Source organism: Ensifer sp. EB106-05-01-XG146 (genome assembly GCF_058791875.1).
This window is the reverse complement of the sequence record NZ_JBYTDX010000003.1, coordinates 1,010,679-1,026,342: the sequence shown is the minus strand read 5'-3', so window position 1 is coordinate 1,026,342 and position 15,664 is coordinate 1,010,679. Positions and strand designations below refer to the sequence as shown.

The 15,664-nt window shown below is 62.6% G+C and carries 13 protein-coding genes; 9 read left to right on the top strand and 4 right to left on the bottom strand.

Going from position 1 to position 15,664, the window contains the following annotated elements; all coding sequences use genetic code 11:
• The first annotated feature begins 280 nt into the window (after positions 1–280).
• A complete protein-coding gene (locus tag AC3WVQ_RS33405; protein ID WP_090426900.1) occupies positions 281–1,309 on the top strand; it encodes a four-carbon acid sugar kinase family protein in 1,029 nt (342 codons plus the stop codon).
• 3 nt (positions 1,310–1,312) lie between these two features.
• On the top strand, positions 1,313–2,014 hold the full coding sequence (locus AC3WVQ_RS33400; RefSeq protein WP_034796126.1) for a FadR/GntR family transcriptional regulator: 702 nt from the start codon (positions 1,313–1,315) through the stop codon (positions 2,012–2,014).
• 58 nt (positions 2,015–2,072) lie between these two features.
• Here AC3WVQ_RS33400 and AC3WVQ_RS33395 read toward each other — a convergent pair whose 3' ends face one another.
• From AC3WVQ_RS33395 to AC3WVQ_RS33385, 3 genes are read right to left on the bottom strand one after another with little or no spacing between them, the layout of a single operon-like run.
• Positions 2,073–3,191, bottom strand: a complete 1,119-nt coding sequence (locus tag AC3WVQ_RS33395; RefSeq protein ID WP_192444974.1) for an iron-containing alcohol dehydrogenase — start codon at positions 3,189–3,191, stop codon at positions 2,073–2,075.
• 4 nt (positions 3,192–3,195) lie between these two features.
• Positions 3,196–4,152 carry a 4-hydroxythreonine-4-phosphate dehydrogenase PdxA gene (pdxA, locus tag AC3WVQ_RS33390; RefSeq protein WP_060580796.1) on the bottom strand — a complete coding sequence of 319 codons (957 nt, stop codon included), beginning with the start codon at positions 4,150–4,152 and terminating at the stop codon, positions 3,196–3,198.
• Positions 4,149–5,345: a sialidase family protein gene (locus AC3WVQ_RS33385; RefSeq protein WP_192444972.1), complete on the bottom strand. Its 1,197-nt coding sequence runs from the start codon at positions 5,343–5,345 to the stop codon at positions 4,149–4,151. Before AC3WVQ_RS33385 ends, pdxA begins: the two co-directional genes overlap by 4 nt.
• A 230-nt stretch (positions 5,346–5,575) precedes the next feature.
• Between AC3WVQ_RS33385 and AC3WVQ_RS33380 the strand changes: the two genes are divergently transcribed.
• The 6 genes from AC3WVQ_RS33380 to AC3WVQ_RS33355 all read left to right on the top strand — a co-directional run bounded on the left by AC3WVQ_RS33380 (position 5,576) and on the right by AC3WVQ_RS33355 (position 12,438).
• Positions 5,576–6,445 (top strand): DMT family transporter, encoded by an 870-nt coding sequence (locus tag AC3WVQ_RS33380; protein ID WP_492383489.1) that lies wholly within the window; start codon positions 5,576–5,578, stop codon positions 6,443–6,445.
• Between the two features lie 56 nt (positions 6,446–6,501).
• Entirely contained in the window at positions 6,502–7,971 is a 1,470-nt protein-coding gene (locus tag AC3WVQ_RS33375) for an ABC transporter substrate-binding protein (RefSeq protein ID WP_210333340.1), read from the top strand.
• An 87-nt stretch (positions 7,972–8,058) separates the two neighbouring features.
• Positions 8,059–8,973, top strand: coding sequence for an ABC transporter permease (locus AC3WVQ_RS33370; protein ID WP_492383488.1), 915 nt, complete (start codon positions 8,059–8,061; stop codon positions 8,971–8,973).
• Between the two features lie 10 nt (positions 8,974–8,983).
• Positions 8,984–9,907: an ABC transporter permease gene (locus AC3WVQ_RS33365; RefSeq protein WP_192444970.1), complete on the top strand. Its 924-nt coding sequence runs from the start codon at positions 8,984–8,986 to the stop codon at positions 9,905–9,907.
• On the top strand, positions 9,900–11,519 hold the full coding sequence (locus tag AC3WVQ_RS33360; protein WP_492383487.1) for an ABC transporter ATP-binding protein: 1,620 nt from the start codon (positions 9,900–9,902) through the stop codon (positions 11,517–11,519). The genes AC3WVQ_RS33365 and AC3WVQ_RS33360 overlap by 8 nt, the downstream gene beginning before the upstream one ends.
• A gap of 28 nt (positions 11,520–11,547) precedes the next feature.
• Positions 11,548–12,438, top strand: coding sequence for a dihydrodipicolinate synthase family protein (locus AC3WVQ_RS33355; protein ID WP_192444969.1), 891 nt, complete (start codon positions 11,548–11,550; stop codon positions 12,436–12,438).
• Positions 12,439–12,471: 33 nt separating this feature from the next.
• On the opposite strand, the gene AC3WVQ_RS33350 is transcribed toward AC3WVQ_RS33355, so the two are convergent.
• Complete coding sequence (locus AC3WVQ_RS33350; RefSeq protein ID WP_492383486.1) at positions 12,472–14,487, bottom strand: transcriptional regulator; 2,016 nt, start codon at positions 14,485–14,487, stop codon at positions 12,472–12,474.
• Between the two features lie 79 nt (positions 14,488–14,566).
• Between AC3WVQ_RS33350 and AC3WVQ_RS33345 the strand changes: the two genes are divergently transcribed.
• Complete coding sequence (locus AC3WVQ_RS33345) at positions 14,567–15,655, top strand: PLP-dependent cysteine synthase family protein (protein ID WP_060518054.1); 1,089 nt, start codon at positions 14,567–14,569, stop codon at positions 15,653–15,655.
• Positions 15,656–15,664 lie beyond the last annotated feature (9 nt).

Sequence of the window (15,664 nt, the reverse complement as noted above, 5' to 3'; positions counted from 1 at the left end):
CGTTGTTCGGTCCTATGACGTGGCGCCCTTAGACGAGAGCGGCGAAAACCGTCGCAGTCCTCGTGATCGAGGCTTATGGCATCACGCCGGGAAACCTGCCGTTGCCAGGCTATGGCGAGCGCTTCCTGAAAATAGGCACACGGAAGCTCAAGGACGAGAACCGATGCCTAACATCGGCCGCGGCAGAGTGCGCCTAATTTGTAATTTCCTTCCAAAAAATGTTGACATTTCAATATAAAATGGACAATTGAAGATAACAACAAATCGTCTGGATTTTGAGATGCTCGTCATTGTCGCTGATGATCTGACCGGCGCTCTGGATGCCGCGGCGCCCTTTGCCGCGAGGGGCTTTTATGTCGAAGTCGCTTTGGCGCCCGAAGCGATCGATGATGTCCTGAAAACGGGGCCGGACGTGGTTTCGGTCAATCTCGGATCGCGAGAACACAGCCCCGCATCCGCCCGGCAACGAACAGTTGCCACGCTCGCTGCGCTGCCTTCGGGTTCGCGCATCTTCAAGAAGGTCGACTCCCGTCTTAAGGGCAACATCGTCGCCGAACTCGACGCAATGTCTTTCGGATCGGCGCTCGTGGCGCCCGCCATCCCGGCCTTCGGTCGGGTTGTCATGTCCGGCAGCGTGCAAGGCTTCGGAGTAGATGTGCCCATCTCCGTTGCCGAGAAGCTCGGCCGGCATGCGGCCAAGGCCATCATCCCGGACGTATCCACTGAAGCCGAGATGCGCGCCTTGCTTGAGAATGCGGAAAGAAGTGGTACGGATCTGCTGATTGGAGCGCGCGGTCTGGCCGAGGCGCTTGCCGAACGGATGAGTGGCGGTCAACAACCGCGGGCTGCCCAGGTGATTGCCGGTAGGGCTTTGTTCGTCATTGGGTCCCGAGACCCGATTACCCTTGCCCAGATCGACACGCTTCGCAACGACCTTGCCTTATCCTATTTGCCCGCGCCCAACGGGCGGCTTTCGGCCGCAGACGACACCGGCGGCGCAATCACGCTCGTTCAGGCGGTGCCGGGTGAAGGGGAGGTGACGCCGGAGGCCGTTTCCGAGGCGCTTGCCGAGAGCGTCTGTCCGGGCCTTGTCGAACGGGCAGGGACACTGCTTCTGTCTGGCGGTGCAACTGCAGAGGCAGTTTTGAGGAAAATGGGCATCCAGCGTTTTCGCCTGCTGGGCGAGTGCCTGCCCGGCCTGGGCTTGGCTGAGGTCGATGGACGTTGCATCATTGCCAAGTCCGGCGGATTCGGCGCGCCGGATACGCTTAAGGAAATCGCGGAGGCTGTCCTTCGCAAGATGGGATGACGGATGGGACTGGAGAACGGAACAGCACGCAAGAGCCTCGGCGATCTCGTCTTTGAGCGCATGCACCGTGCGATCAAGTCCGGCGCCTACAAGCCGGACGAGCGCTTGCCGACCGAGCACGAACTGGCAAGTGAATTCGAGGTTTCCCGTCCGATCATTCGAGAGGCGTTGCGCCGGCTGCGCGAGCAGGGTTTCATCTATTCACGCCGCGGCGCCGGCAGTTTCGTTCGTGCTGTCGGCATGCGTGAGCCGCTGGGCTTCGGACAACTGGAAAACGTCGCCGATCTTCTGAACTGCTACGAGTTCCGATTGACGGTCGAGCCGGCTGCCGCGCAGGCTGCTGCCGAGCGGCATGACGCGGCCAGCTTGTCCGCCATCCGCCAGGCGTTGGAACTGATGCGGGACGCCACCAACCGGCAATCGCACCGGGAGGATGCGGACTTCCAGTTTCATCTTGCGATCGCACGTGCGGCCCAGAACAGCTATTTTTTCACGGCAATGGAAGCGCTCAAGGATCACATCGCGGTCGGGATGCGGTTTCATGGCGCCTCGGTCAAACGGGAGACGACCGGGCTGACGCGCGTTTTCGGGGAGCACGAAGCGATCGCGGAAGCGATTGCCGCGCGTGAAGGCGTAAAGGCGAGACAACTCATGCATGACCACCTTTCCGGATCCCGCGAACGTCTGTTCCAAGCGACCAAGTAATCGACAAAGCAAAAACCCCGGCAGACGCCGGGGTTTTGTTTTTTGCATGGTCTATGGATCAAAAGGCTGCCTTGTAGACGGCAAGCACGTCCTCCACACTCATATCGCTCGGGTTGTTGTCCATGAGCCTTCGGTTGGCATGGGCCTCGCTTGCATAAAGCGGCAAGTCGTCGGCACTTGCGCCGTGAGCGGCAAGCGACATCTCGATGCCGAGATCACGGCAGAAGCCACGGGCAGCGCCCAGGAGTTCCTGGGAGGAGAGATTTTCGCCGAGACCAAGCGCCTTTGCGACTTCTGCCGTCTTGGCCGCGGCAACCGGTTGGTTGAAGGCGAGCACATGCGGAAAGATGATGGCGTTTGCCAATCCGTGGGGCAGGCGAAGCCGCGTTCCGAGCGGATAGGCGATGGCATGGCCAGCCGCGGTATTGACCGGCCCAAGGCAGATGCCGCCGTAGTAGGAAGCAAGCATCATCCCTTCTCGCGCCTCGGTATCGGCTCCATCCCTGACTGCGCGGGCGAGATGTTTGCCCACGAGCTTGAAGCCCATTCGGGCAAAGCCGTCGATCATCGGATGGGCGCGGCGATTGGTGAAGGCTTCCACGCAATGGGCCATGGCGTCGACGCCGGTGGCGGCGGTTACCGCCGGCGGCACGGAATAGGTGAGTTCCGGATCGAGAACAGCCAGGTCGGCAATCATGTGCGGGCTTTCGACCGCGATCTTGTTTCCCTTGACCGGGTCGGTGATGAGCGAGCGGATCCCGGCTTCCGAGCCGGTGCCGGCGGTCGTTGCGACCTGAGCCAGGCGCGTGTTGCGGCCGAGTACGCGGTTTGGCCCGGCGACATCGGCAAGCGTCTGCTCGGAGTTCCAAAGCACGGCGACAAGCTTGGCGACGTCGAGCACCGATCCGCCCCCAAGGCCGACGATGAGGTCCGGGCTGTTTTGGCGCGCGAAGTCGAGTGCGGCATCGAGCGTGTCGACATCGGGTTCGCCCGGGATGGCGTCGAACACCGCAACGCGGCCGGAAAGCTTCAGGCGGTCGACGAAGCCTGCGGTGATCGGCGTGGCGATGACGAGCACTGAACGGGCATCGGCCGCCCAGGCGCCGACCTCTGCGATTGTGCCGGCGCCGACGGCGAGGCGGCGCGGCTGATAAAGGGTGATGGGAGCGATGGTCATGGTGTCATCCTCGCTTGGCGTCGCCTGCCACCAACTTGCGGGCATAGGCGATGGCGGAGTTCATGTTGCCGTGGTTGGCGATCCCCTTGCCGGCGATGTCGAAGGCCGTGCCGTGATCGACCGAGGTTCGGTCGATCGGCAGGTCCACCGAGACGTTTACGGCGGTGTCGAAGGCGACGAGCTTCACGGGGATGTGCCCTTGGTCGTGATACTGCGCGACCACGAGGTCGAAGGCGCCCGAATAGGCGCGATGGAACACCGTATCTGCTGAAATCGGCCCGTAGGCATCGATGCCTTCCGCGCGTGCTTGCGCAACGGCCGGCACGATCTGGTCGTCATCCTCGGTGCCGAACAGGCCATTTTCGCCACAGTGGGGATTGATGCCGGCGACCGCGATTTTGGGCGCTACGTAGCCGATACGCTTCAAGTGAGCGTCGCCGGCGCGGATCGTGGCGAGCACCCGTTCGGTCGTCGAGCGTCGGATCGCCTCCTGCAGCGCCACGTGGGTGGAAACGTGGATGACCTTGAGGCGCTCGGAGGCAAGCAGCATGTAGGCGGCCTTGGAGCCCGTGAGGCTGCGCAGCATTCCGGTGTGGCCGTCATAGTGGTGACCAGCAAGGTTCAGCGCTTCCTTGTTGATGGGCGCCGTGACGATGCAACCGATCACACCGGCTTCTGCGTCGCGCACTGCCTTTTCGATGAAGCGAAAGGCCGCGTCGCCGGCGACAGGGCTCAGCTGTCCCCAGGCAAGCGGCGCACCTTCAATCGGCAGATCGACGACATGTCCGGTGAGATCAACCTCAAGGCCGAGAGCGGCGCGGGCCGCTTCGAGCGTCGCGAGATTGCCGTAGATCCGGACCGTATCGCGTTCTTGCGGCGACATGTCGGCCAGCGCGCGCACCGAAATCTCGGGGCCGACGCCGCACGGGTCGCCCATGGTTATGCCGATGATATTGCTCATGAAGGTCTCCGTTGGTCAGCGTGGTCCCAGCCAGGGGCCAGGCGGACATATTTGATGGTGCGCCGGTGGTAGGTGTAGGCAAGGTGCATGGCGCCGTCCGGCCCCTCCAGCAGCCAGGGATAGGACATCTCCTTGTTGCGGCCGTCGGTCGAGTCATTGGAAAGGCATGTCCCGGGGCCGTCCTCGATCAGCAGGCGCACGGGAAATGTCTTGCCGCCATCTTGAGAGAGGCAAAGAGAGACTGGCGCGCGCCGGACACCCCAGATCGGAACGCAACCGCCCGTGGGGTCGGCGTCCGGGCGGTTGTCGTCCTCGCCGAGCTCGTCATAAAGCGACGTGCGTCGTTCGGCGGTGTCGGCCGCGCTTACGGGGTTGCAGATCATCGCGATCCGGCCGTCTTTCAGACTGAGAGCGGCGATCGAGGAATTGTTGTTCGGGATGTCACTGGCCTCGGGCCTGGACCAGGAGCGGCCATCATCGAGGCTCTCGGTCCTGTAGACCCAGTCGGCCTGCCGCCGGCGGAAAAAGGCAGCAAGACGGCCTTCGCCAAGCGACACCGGCGACATGTGCACGCAGCCAATGGACTGATCCAGTTCTTCCAGTTGCCAGGTCTCGCCCTGATTAAGCGAAATGCCGACGGCTGCCGTATCATGGCTGCCGTTCCACTTCTGCCCGGGGCGCTGAACGCAGCGAAAGATCGGCAGCAGCCACGCGCCGTCACCGCGCACCACGAGCGGCGCGCGGATGAAGCAGCCACGGGGAAGGTCCAGGTAACGGCCTTCGCCGGTCGCTAGTACCAGCGGATCGGAAGCATCGCGGCGGACCTCAGCCATCCGGATCCGGCACTCGTCCTGATTGCCTGAGGGTTGGGAGGTGTGAAAGAGCCACAACCTGCCATCGGGCGCAGTGAAGAGCACCGGGTTTTGCTCCGAATGCGCGGCATCGAAGCTCAGGCGCTGCGGCGGTCCCCATTGCGTCGCCCCCTTGGGCAGCACCGAAGCAAAGATGGAAATGTCCGATTTGCCCTCGAGCGTGCCGCCGAACCAGGCACAGGCGAGCGCGCCGTCTGAAAGCAGATGCAGGAAGGCTGCATGGTTCTGGATCATCGGCGACGGCAACAGCGCTTCCATACGCTCGGGCGACACGGTTTGAAGCAGGCCATTCATGCTGCGGGCGATTTCTTCAGGGTCCATGAGTTCCTCCTGTGTGCTTCGAAAATCACCCAATTTTCAAAGTTGTCAAGTTTGATAAAGTTACAAATAGACATGTGCCCGTTTATTTGGACGTATAACGCACTGATTTTACTGAAATATTTATTGTGATTATTTCCATAAAAAACTTACATCGCGAATTAATTTGACAAACTTTGGTGAAAGGTGGATGGTCTGAACAAGCCGGCAAGAGGATGCCGGGAGGAGGTCTGATGCTGGAAGCTAGCCCGAAGGGGGCTAAGATGGCGGTCATGTTCGCGGTTGGTGCAGCGATCCTTGCTGCCGCCGACGCGGTGATCGTGCGGGCGCTGAACGGCGCCGTGCATCCTTTCGTCATCGGCTTCTTCCGCGCTTTCTTCGGCGCGCTCATCCTTCTGCCTTTTGTTGCCCTGCGCCCATCGGTGCTCAAGTCGAGCCACCCCTTGCGTCAGCATGCGGTCCGTGCCGGCTTCAAGCTGCTCGCCATGGTCGCCTTCTTCGCTGCCTTCAGCTGGGGGCCGCTTGCTGACGTGACGGCCATCGCTTTCATGTCGCCGATCTTCCTTTTGCTCGGTGCCGCACTGGCGCTGGGCGAAAGGCCTGGCCCGGCTATGATCGGTGCGGTGGTGCTCGGTTTTGGCGGCGCGATGCTGATCATCGGCCCCTCGGGAACCGGCTTCAGTCTCGCCATCCTTCTCGCCCTCACTGGCGCGATGCTCCAGTCGACCATTCAGTTGATCCTGAAGTCCATGTCGAAGGGCGATAAGACCTCAACGCTGGTCGTCTGGAATCTCCTTTTGACCGTTCCGATCGCGCTTCTTTTCGCCTTGCCGTTCTGGACCATGCCTGGGGCGAGGGAGATGACGCTTCTGGCGCTGCAGGGTGTCGTGGGAACTGCCTGCATGGGTATGATGACCCATGCTTTTTCACTCGCGCCCGCCACGATCGTCGCGCCGGTCGATTTTTTGCGCTTGCCGCTCGTGGCGCTCGGCGGCTTCGTGCTTTTTGGCGAACAGATCGCCCTCACCACCCTTTGCGGCGGCGGGCTCATCGGTTGCGCGGCGCTAATTGCCGCGCGATCCGGAAAAGCAACATCCAGCTGAACGAATTTCACTAGGGAGGAAATGCCGTGAAGAAATTATTTGTCTTGAGTGCACTCATGTTGAGTTCGGCCCTGTCGCCCGCATTCGCCGGGTCCGGCCCCATTAAGATCGTGCTGGCCGAGGAGGCCGACCTGCTGGAGCCCTGCATGGCCACGCGCTCGAACATCGGCCGCGTCATCATGCAGAACGTCAGCGAAACGCTGACCGAACTCGACGTTCGCAGTGACAAGGGCGTCATGCCGCGCCTGGCCGAAAAATGGGAGCAGAACGAAGACAGCAGCTGGCGCTTCCACCTGCGCAAGGGCGTCAAGTTCTCCGACGGCACGACCTTTGACGCCAAGGACGTCAAGCACAGCTTCGATCGCATCATGAGCGACAAGAACACCTGTGAATCGCGCCGCTACTTCGGCGGCATCACGGTGACCCCGACGGTCGTCGACGACTACACCATCGATTTCAAGGCCGACCCGGTTCAGCCGATCCTGCCGCTGCTGATGTCTCTCGTCACGATCGTGCCGGAGGAAACGCCGCTTGAGTTCGTGCGCGAACCGGTCGGCACCGGTCCGTACAAGCTGACCAACTGGACGCCGGGCCAGCAGATCGTGCTGACCAGCCGTGACGACTATTGGGGCGCAAAGCCCGAAGTGACGGAAGCCACCTATCTGTTCCGCGCCGACCCGTCGGTGCGCGCAGCCATGGTGCAGACCGGCGAAGCCGACCTTTCGCCGTCGATCTCGCAGCTCGATGCCACGAACCCGGCAACGGACTTTTCCTACCTCGACAGCGAAACCGTCTACCTGCGCATCGATCACAACATCGAACCGCTGAACGACGTTCGTGTCCGCCGCGCGCTCAACGTCGCCATCGACCGCCAGGCCTTCCTCGGTACCCTGGTTCCCGAAAGCGCATTGCTCGCCACCGCGATCGTGCCGCCACCGACGCTTGGCTGGAACCCCGACGTAAAGGTCTTCCCCTACGATCCGGAAGGCGCAAAGAAGCTGCTTGAGGAAGCCAAGGCCGATGGCGTCAAAGTCGACACGCCCATCACCATCATTGCCCGTTCTGCAAACTTTCCGAACGTGACCGAGATCATGGAAGCCATTCAGGCGCAGCTTGAGGAAGTCGGCTTCAAGGTCGAGCTGAAATTCGTCGAGGTCGCCGAGCACGAGCAGTACTATTCCAAGCCCTTCAAGGAAGGTCGCGGCCCGCAGATCGTTGCCGCCATGCACGACAATTCCAAGGGCGATCCGTCGTTCTCGATGTTCTTCAAATACGCAACCGAAGGCACCCAGTCCGGCTTCTCCGATCCGAAGGTCGACGACCTGATCAAGCGCGCGTCGGCTGCCGTCGGCGACGAGCGTGCCAAGCTCTGGTCGGAACTGATCGCCTATGTGCATGACGATGTCGTTGCCGACGTCCTGCTCTTCCACATGGTAGGCTTCTCCCGCGTTTCCGAGCGGCTCGAATTCAAGCCGACGATGGCGACCAACGGGACGCTGCAGCTCTCGGAGATCAAGATCAAGTAATCTGCCCTGGCGAACGACAGGTTCGCCAGTCACAACAGCAATCAAGGCGGTGGGTTGATCCCGCCGCCGGATTTCTTCGAGGGCGCCATGCTGAAATTCGTTCGAAAACGCGCCGTGGCCAGTCTGATCTCGCTCGTCGGGCTGCTCGTCATGGTCTTCTTCCTGTCGCGGTTGACAGGTGATCCGGCCGCCTTGTTCCTGCCGGTCGAAGCCTCCGCAGAGATGAAGGCGCAATTCCGCGAGCTGCATGGCTTGAACGATCCAATGCTGGTGCAGTTCGGACGCTATGTCAGCGACGTCGTCACCGGCGATTTTGGCGAATCCCTGCGCAAGGCGCGTCCTGCTCTGGACGTGGTGCTTGAGGCCTTCACCTGGACGCTCTGGCTCACAGTCATCACCATGACGCTGGTCGCTGGTGCTGCGATCGTCGTCGGTTCGCTTGCCGCCTTCCGCGCTGGAGGCTTCTTCGATCGGCTCTCCTCGCTGATCTCGCTGGTCGGCGCTTCCGTTCCCGATTTCTGGATCGCCATCGTCGCGATCGTCGTCTTTTCGGTAAACCTCGCCTGGCTACCGACTTCGGGCACGGGGTCGCTGCTTCATTGGATCCTGCCGATCTCGGTTCTGTTCATCCGGCCTTTCGGCATCATCGTCCAGGTGGTGCGCGGCTCGATGATCGGGGCGCTTTCTTCGGCCTATGTGAAGACGGCGCGCGCCAAGGGCGTCAAATCCGGGCCGATCATCTTCGTGCATGCGCTGCGCAACGCCATGCTGCCGGTCATCACCGTCATTGGCGACCAGGCCGCGAGCCTTTTGAACGGCGCGGTAATCGTCGAGACGATCTTCGGGTTTCCGGGCGTCGGCAAGCTGATGATCGATTCCATCTTGCAGCGCGATTTCAACGTCGTGCTCGCCGCCATCCTCGTCACGGCGCTGGCGATCTTCCTCATGAACCTGCTGATCGATCTGGCCTACGCGCTGCTCGATCCGCGCATCCGGCACTGAGGAGGGGACCATGACCCTGCAGACCGCCGATACCGTTGTTACCGAAGAACCGCGCTTTGCCACCCGCATGTTTCGCATGCTGCTTGCCGACAAATTCGCGCTTTGCGCCGCGATCTTCCTGCTTTTCGTTCTCATCATCGCAATCATCGGGCCGACCTGGCTCGGCGATCTCGCGACCAAACAGAACCTTAGAGGCCGCAACGCCGTGCCTTTCGACTGGGAGCGCGGCTGGGTCTGGTGGATGGGGGCCGATGCCCTCGGGCGGCCGCTGCTTGCCCGCATCATCGTTGCCACCCAGAACACGCTGATGGTGGCCGCCGGTGCCGTCGCGCTTTCAGCAACCGTCGGCACCTTCCTCGGCCTTGTCGCCGGCTTTTCCTCGCCGCGCGTCAATCAGATCATCATGCGGCTCGCGGACGTGATCATGTCCTTTCCGTCGCTGCTGATCGCAGTCATCGTTCTCTATATTCTCGGCTCGTCGATCCTGAACCTCATGCTGGTGCTGGCGATCACACGCATCCCGGTTTACCTGCGAACCACACGCGCCGAAGTGCTGGAAATCCGTGAACGCATGTTCGTGCAGGCCGCGCGCGTGATGGGCGCATCAAGCAAGCGCATCCTGTTCCGCCACATTCTGCCTGTCGTGCTGCCGACGCTGACGACGCTTGCGACGCTCGACTTCGCCTATGTGATGCTGGCCGAAAGCGCGCTTTCGTTCCTCGGTATCGGCATCCAGCCGCCGGAAATCACCTGGGGCCTGATGATCTCGCAGGGACGTCAGTACCTCACCAACGCATGGTGGCTTTCGTTCTGGCCCGGCCTTGCGATCATCCTTACCACACTGTCGCTAAACCTCTTATCGAACTGGCTGCGCATCGCGCTCGACCCAGTGCAGCGCTGGCGTCTTGAAATGAAAGGTCGCAAGAATGGCTGACCATCTCCTGGAAGTTCGCGACCTGTCGGTCGAATTCCACACCGCAGTCGGCGTCGTGAAAGCGGTCCGCAATATCTCCTACCATCTCGACCGTGGCGAGACGCTCGCAATCCTTGGCGAGAGCGGATCCGGCAAGTCGGTCTCCTCCTCGGCGATCATGAACCTGATCGACATGCCGCCGGGACGCATCAGCTCGGGCGAGATCCTGCTCGACGGCGTCGACCTGCTGACAATGCCGGCGCAGGAAAGGCGAAAGGTCAACGGGCGCCGTATCGCCATGATCTTCCAGGACCCGCTGAGCCATCTCAACCCGGTCTATACCGTGGGCTGGCAGATCCGCGAGGCGCTCACCACCCACGGGACCGACGCCGCGAAAGCCGCTTCCGAGGCGTTGCGGCTGTTGACCCGGGTCGGCATCCCCGACCCGGAGCGCTCGCTCGACAAATATCCGCACGAATTCTCCGGCGGCCAGCGCCAGCGCGTCATGATTGCGATGGCATTGGCACTCAGGCCAGATCTCCTGATCGCCGATGAGCCGACGACGGCGCTCGACGTCACCGTGCAGGCCGAAGTGCTCGCGCTGCTTGAGGAATTGCAGCGAGAGACCGGCATGGCGGTCCTCATCATCACCCACGACCTCGGCGTGGTCGCGGAGATCGCCGATCGCGTGGCGGTGATGGAAAAAGGCGTCCTGGTCGAAGCCGGCACGGTGCGCGAGGTCTACAAGAACCCGCAGCATCCCTATACCAAGAAGCTGATTGCCGCCGCCCCAGGCAAGGGCGAGATGCATGTGCCAGCCGCTCGCGCCGAACCCGTTCTTTCAGTTCGCGACGTGCGCAAACGCTATGGCTCCTTCGAGGCGCTGAAGGGCCTGTCCTTTGACCTCATGCCCGGCGAGACCATGGCCGTCGTCGGCGAGAGCGGGTCAGGCAAGTCGACGCTGGCGCGCATCCTGCTTCGCCTCGACGAACCGGATAGTGGCAGCGCCTTGTGGAAGGGCCGCGACCTCTTCACGATGTCGCCCACGGAACTCTACAAGCTGCGCCGCGACCTGCAGATGGTCTTCCAGGACCCGACGCAGTCGCTCAATCCGCGTATGACCGTTTACCAGCTCATTTCCGAGGCCTGGGTCATTCATTCGGATATCTTGCCCAAGGCGAAATGGCGCGAGCGGGTGGCTGATCTTCTTGTGCAGGTCGGTCTCGGCCCGGAGCACATGGGCCGCTACCCACATCAGTTTTCCGGCGGCCAGCGCCAACGCATCGCAATTGCCCGCGCACTCGCACTCGAGCCGCAGCTGATCATCTGCGACGAGGCGGTCTCGGCGCTTGACGTTTCGGTGCAGGCGCAGGTGATCGCGCTGCTCGACCGGCTGCGCAAGGAAATGGGTATCGCCTTTATCTTCATCGCCCACGATCTGCCGGTGGTGCGCGACTTTGCCGACCACGTCATGGTCATGCAGAAGGGCAACATCGTCGAGCTTGGCACGGTGCGCGAGGTGTTCGACGCGCCGCAGCAAGACTATACGCGTGCGCTGCTTGCAGCCGGCCTCGACCCCGATCCCGACGTCCAGGCCGCTCATCGCGCCGCCCGTCTTCAGCGCGCGTCCTGAGGCGCCGTCCATTGAGAGGAAAATCCGCATGACCAAGCAAGCCTTCGTCGCCCTCGTGACCTGCTTCAACGACGACGAGACCATTAACTACCAGGCGACGCGCGCCCAGGTCCGCCGACAGGTCGCAGCCGGCAACAACGTCATGTGCGCCGGAACCAACGGTGACTTCACCGCGCTGACATACGAGGAAAAGGTGCGCCTGACGGAGGAGGTGGTCGACGAGGTCGGCGGCCGCGTCAAGGTGATCGTCAATGCCGGCATGCCGGCCACCTTCGAGACGGTAAAGCTCGCCCGAGAATTCGACCGGATCGGCGTCGACGGGATCGCAGTGATCACGCCGTTCTTCATTGCCTGCACCCAGGATGGCCTTGTCCGTCATTTCTCGACCGTCGCCGATGCCGTGAAGACGCCAGTCTACCTCTATGACATACCCGCCCGCACGCAGAACCATATCGAGCCCGACACGGCGCGCGCCCTTGCCGGCCACGGCAACATTGCCGGCATCAAGGATTCCGGCGGCGCGAAAGAAACTTTGGAAGCCTATCTGCAGATTGCCAACGAGGTCGATGGTTTCGAAGTCTACTCCGGCCCCGATCATCTCGTGCTCTGGGCACTGCAGAATGGTGCGGCTGGCTGCATCTCGGGCCTCGGCAACGCCATGCCGGATGTGCTTGCAGGTATCTTGAAGGCCTTCAATGCCGGCGACATTGTCGAAGCGCAGAAGCAGCAGGCAACCTTTGCTGCCTTTCGGACCGACCTCTATGCACTCGGCTTTGCTCCGGCGATGGTCAAGCGCGCCCTCTACCTGCAGGATGCATCTGTCGGCGCAAGCCGACAGCCAGCACTTCTGCCAAACAAGGCACAGGACGAACAGATCGCTGAAATCCTTGAACGCTACCGCCTTCTCCAGCGGCTCTAAGACACGCAGGCGAATTTGGCCGGCACCGATCACTCAGGTCGCCAGCCCGATCAAGGCCGCCACTTGGCGATATCGGGCGATGACGTCGGGTGTGAAGTGGAAGGCGTCGAGGAAATTGTCCGTCCGGTAATCCGGCTTCTGCAGGCGGATGCGGGCCGCGTAGCTGCGAGCCTCACTGAGGCGTCCGGCGAGCGCAAGGCAATGGGCTGCGATCGCGAGGATGTGCACATGCGCGTTCGGACGGGCTGCCGCCTTGATCGCCCAGTCTGCAGCCTCCTCGAAGGCGTCCAGCCGGATGAGGGCAATCGCGCGGGTGCCGAGCATGCCGAACAGCAGCGGGTCGTAGGGGCTTAAAAGCCGCGAGTAATCAGATGCGGTGATCGCCGCTGCGGGGTCGCCGGACTGCGCGTGCACGAAGGAGAGCGCATAGTGCCCGAGGGCGAAATTGGGGCTGAGAAGGACCGAGTGCTCCAGTGCGCGCACCGCCTGGTCGTGGTCTCCGGTCAGCCAGAGGGCACGCCCCATCGACCAGTGCGCGGCGGGGTTCTGATCGTCAACCAAGAGGCTCTGCCCGGCGGCCTTGAGCGCGTCCCGGGTCTCGCCGTCGCGGTCGCCCCAGCGCTGGAATGCCCTTTGCCAGTGGGTGAAGGACAGCCCTGCATGGGCGCGTGAGAAGGTTGGATCGAGGCGTGTCGAAAGGCGGAAGAACTCGGCGGCGCGCTCGTTTTCCTCGGCGGTGAAGCGAAACATGTGCCAGAGGCCGCGATGATAGGCCTCCCAGGCGTCGAGCGAATCCGGAGGCTTCAGGATCGCGCGGTTGCGCTCTTCGTTCTCGATTTCAGCGGCGATCGACGACACGATGCTGTTGCTGATCTCGTCGACGACGGCAAAGTGCTCGGCCGCGCGCGCCTCGAACCTCTCAGTCCAGACGATATGGGCGGTGGCCGCCTCTGCGACCTCCACGTTCACGGCGATCCCGAGTTCGTGCTGTTCCAGGAAGCCGGTGGCGACATAGTCGACGCCGAGCCGGCGGCCGATTTCCGGCAGTTCGAGCCCTTCGCCAGCGATGGCAAAAACAGAGCCTCGGGCAATAACGAAGAGACTGCGCAGGCGCGCCAGCTTGCTGATGACGTCATGCGCGACCGCGCTGCCGAGATCGTTCCGGCCCGCCCCGCCCGCGACAAGTTCGCGGAACGGCATGACGGCAATCGAGGCGCGGCGCGCGACCGTCACGTGGATGGGCTCGGAAGGTCTGCCAACACCGTCAGAAACGACGACGACCGCCGGTTGTCGGGGCAGGGGCCTGAGGCGTTCCCATGCCTCTCGGATCGGCGCGAAGTCCTCGCCCTCATCGGCAAAGAGGCGCGCTGCCGCATCGAGATGCCGGTTGCAGGCGTCGCCCATCCGCCTGCGGGACAGTTCCGCCAGGAAGCGGAGATTTGCGTCTGCGTCGAGCGGCGCGAGGTCGAGCCATTGCCGGGCTGCCGGCAAGCCGTCCTCACCGCCGACGGGTGTTTTCTTGCCGATTTCTGCCGCGATCTCCAGCGCGTATAGGCGAAACTCGCTCCTCACCGATGTCAGCCAGTGCTCGAAGGCAGGGCTGTTGTCGATCTCGACCCCTTCGAGCAGATCGCCTCCGCATCGTCCAGCAATCGGCCGCAACGCCTCCAGATCGAGGTTTCCGATACCGTGCCGCCTTGCTTCCTGGATGTGGCGTGCGTCGATGTCACAGTCTGCGAGATCGAGTGAAATCCGGTCGTTAGCCGTGATCACGCGCTTGCGGCCATCCGTGTCCATGAGCAAGCGGATTTTGCTCAGGCTCCAGCGCAATTCACCGCGCGGATCGCTCGGCACTTGCCAGAGCAGATGGCAGAGCCGTTCCCGAGGAACCGAACCTGGCGTCAGGGCCAGATAAGCGAGCAGCGCGCGCACCTTGCGCGACGGCGGTAACGGCACGGCCACCCCGCGGCGCATGAGTTTCATCGGCCCGAGCAGCCGCAGTTCCAGCTCCTTTGCCGAAAAAACCACGTCCGGGCCATCCGTTTCCATGCGCACTCCCACGCCGGCTCCCACGCAAGCACTTTAGCATCCCTCGCCGAACCTAGCATCCGGAAGAGTGAGAGGACCCATGCCAAACAATTCTGGACTGAGAACCACGAGCGGCCGCGGGCGGCTTTTCGACAGCGTGCTGGAGACGATCGGCGACACGCCGGCGATCCGCGTCAACAATCTCGGCGTCGGCAACGCGACCATCTATGTCAAGGCGGAGTTCTTCAATCCGGCTTCGTCGGTGAAGGACAGGCTGGCGATTGCGATCATCGAGGAGGCCGAGCGCACAGGCAAGCTGAAGCCCGGACAGACCGTGGTCGAGGCCACCAGCGGTAACACCGGCATCGGACTGGCGATGGTCTGTGCGCAAAAAGGCTATCCGCTGGTTGTCACCATGGCCGATAGCTTCTCCGTCGAGCGCCGCCGGCTGATGCGCATGCTGGGCGCCAAGGTCGTGCTGACGCCGCGCGCCGAGAAGGGCCTGGGCATGTATCGCAAGGCGATCGAACTCGCAGAGAAGAACGGATGGTTCCTCGCCCGGCAGTTCGAGACCACAGCCAACGCCGCGATCCACGAGGCGACGACCGGCCGGGAAATCGTCAACGACTTTGCCGGCTCCCGTCTTGATTACTTCGTCACAGGCTACGGCACCGGCGGCACGGTGGTTGGCGTCTCCCGGGTTTTGCGGCGTGAGCGTCCGGAGACGAAGATCGTGCTTGCCGAGCCCGCCAACGCGCAGTTGCTCGGCAGCGGTCATGCGCAACAGCGCGGAACGGGCGGTGCGCCGGCCGCCAGCCATCCCGCCTTCGAGCCGCATCCGATCCAGGGCTGGACACCGGACTTCATACCCGACGTCCTGCAGGAGGCGATTGACAACCGCTACTATGACGAACTCGTCCCCATTGCCGGTCCGAAGGCGATGGAATGGGCCAAGGCGCTCGCACAGAAAGAGGGCATCTTCACTGGCGTTTCGGGCGGCGCGACCTTCGGCGTTGCGCGCCAGATCGCGGAGCACGCGCCGGCCGGCTCGGTGATCCTGTGCATGCTGCCTGACACAGGGGAGCGCTATCTGTCGACGCCGCTGTTCGAAACGATCCCGGCGGACATGGATGACGAGGAGATGGAGCTGTCGCGATCCACGCCCGGCTTCCAGCTCGCCGCCGAATAGGGAGAGGAA

Excerpts from the sequence above, each read along its gene's own strand:
- AC3WVQ_RS33405 (WP_090426900.1), top strand. The coding sequence starts at position 281 with ATGCTCGTCATTGTCGCTGATGATCTGACCGGCGCTCTGGATGCCGCG.
- AC3WVQ_RS33400 (WP_034796126.1), top strand. The coding sequence starts at position 1,313 with ATGGGACTGGAGAACGGAACAGCACGCAAGAGCCTCGGCGATCTCGTC.
- AC3WVQ_RS33395 (WP_192444974.1), bottom strand. The coding sequence starts at position 3,191 with ATGACCATCGCTCCCATCACCCTTTATCAGCCGCGCCGCCTCGCCGTC.
- pdxA (WP_060580796.1), bottom strand. The coding sequence starts at position 4,152 with ATGAGCAATATCATCGGCATAACCATGGGCGACCCGTGCGGCGTCGGC.
- AC3WVQ_RS33385 (WP_192444972.1), bottom strand. The coding sequence starts at position 5,345 with ATGGACCCTGAAGAAATCGCCCGCAGCATGAATGGCCTGCTTCAAACC.
- AC3WVQ_RS33380 (WP_492383489.1), top strand. The coding sequence starts at position 5,576 with ATGCTGGAAGCTAGCCCGAAGGGGGCTAAGATGGCGGTCATGTTCGCG.
- AC3WVQ_RS33375 (WP_210333340.1), top strand. The coding sequence starts at position 6,502 with ATGTTGAGTTCGGCCCTGTCGCCCGCATTCGCCGGGTCCGGCCCCATT.
- AC3WVQ_RS33370 (WP_492383488.1), top strand. The coding sequence starts at position 8,059 with ATGCTGAAATTCGTTCGAAAACGCGCCGTGGCCAGTCTGATCTCGCTC.
- AC3WVQ_RS33365 (WP_192444970.1), top strand. The coding sequence starts at position 8,984 with ATGACCCTGCAGACCGCCGATACCGTTGTTACCGAAGAACCGCGCTTT.
- AC3WVQ_RS33360 (WP_492383487.1), top strand. The coding sequence starts at position 9,900 with ATGGCTGACCATCTCCTGGAAGTTCGCGACCTGTCGGTCGAATTCCAC.
- AC3WVQ_RS33355 (WP_192444969.1), top strand. The coding sequence starts at position 11,548 with ATGACCAAGCAAGCCTTCGTCGCCCTCGTGACCTGCTTCAACGACGAC.
- AC3WVQ_RS33350 (WP_492383486.1), bottom strand. The coding sequence starts at position 14,487 with ATGGAAACGGATGGCCCGGACGTGGTTTTTTCGGCAAAGGAGCTGGAA.
- AC3WVQ_RS33345 (WP_060518054.1), top strand. The coding sequence starts at position 14,567 with ATGCCAAACAATTCTGGACTGAGAACCACGAGCGGCCGCGGGCGGCTT.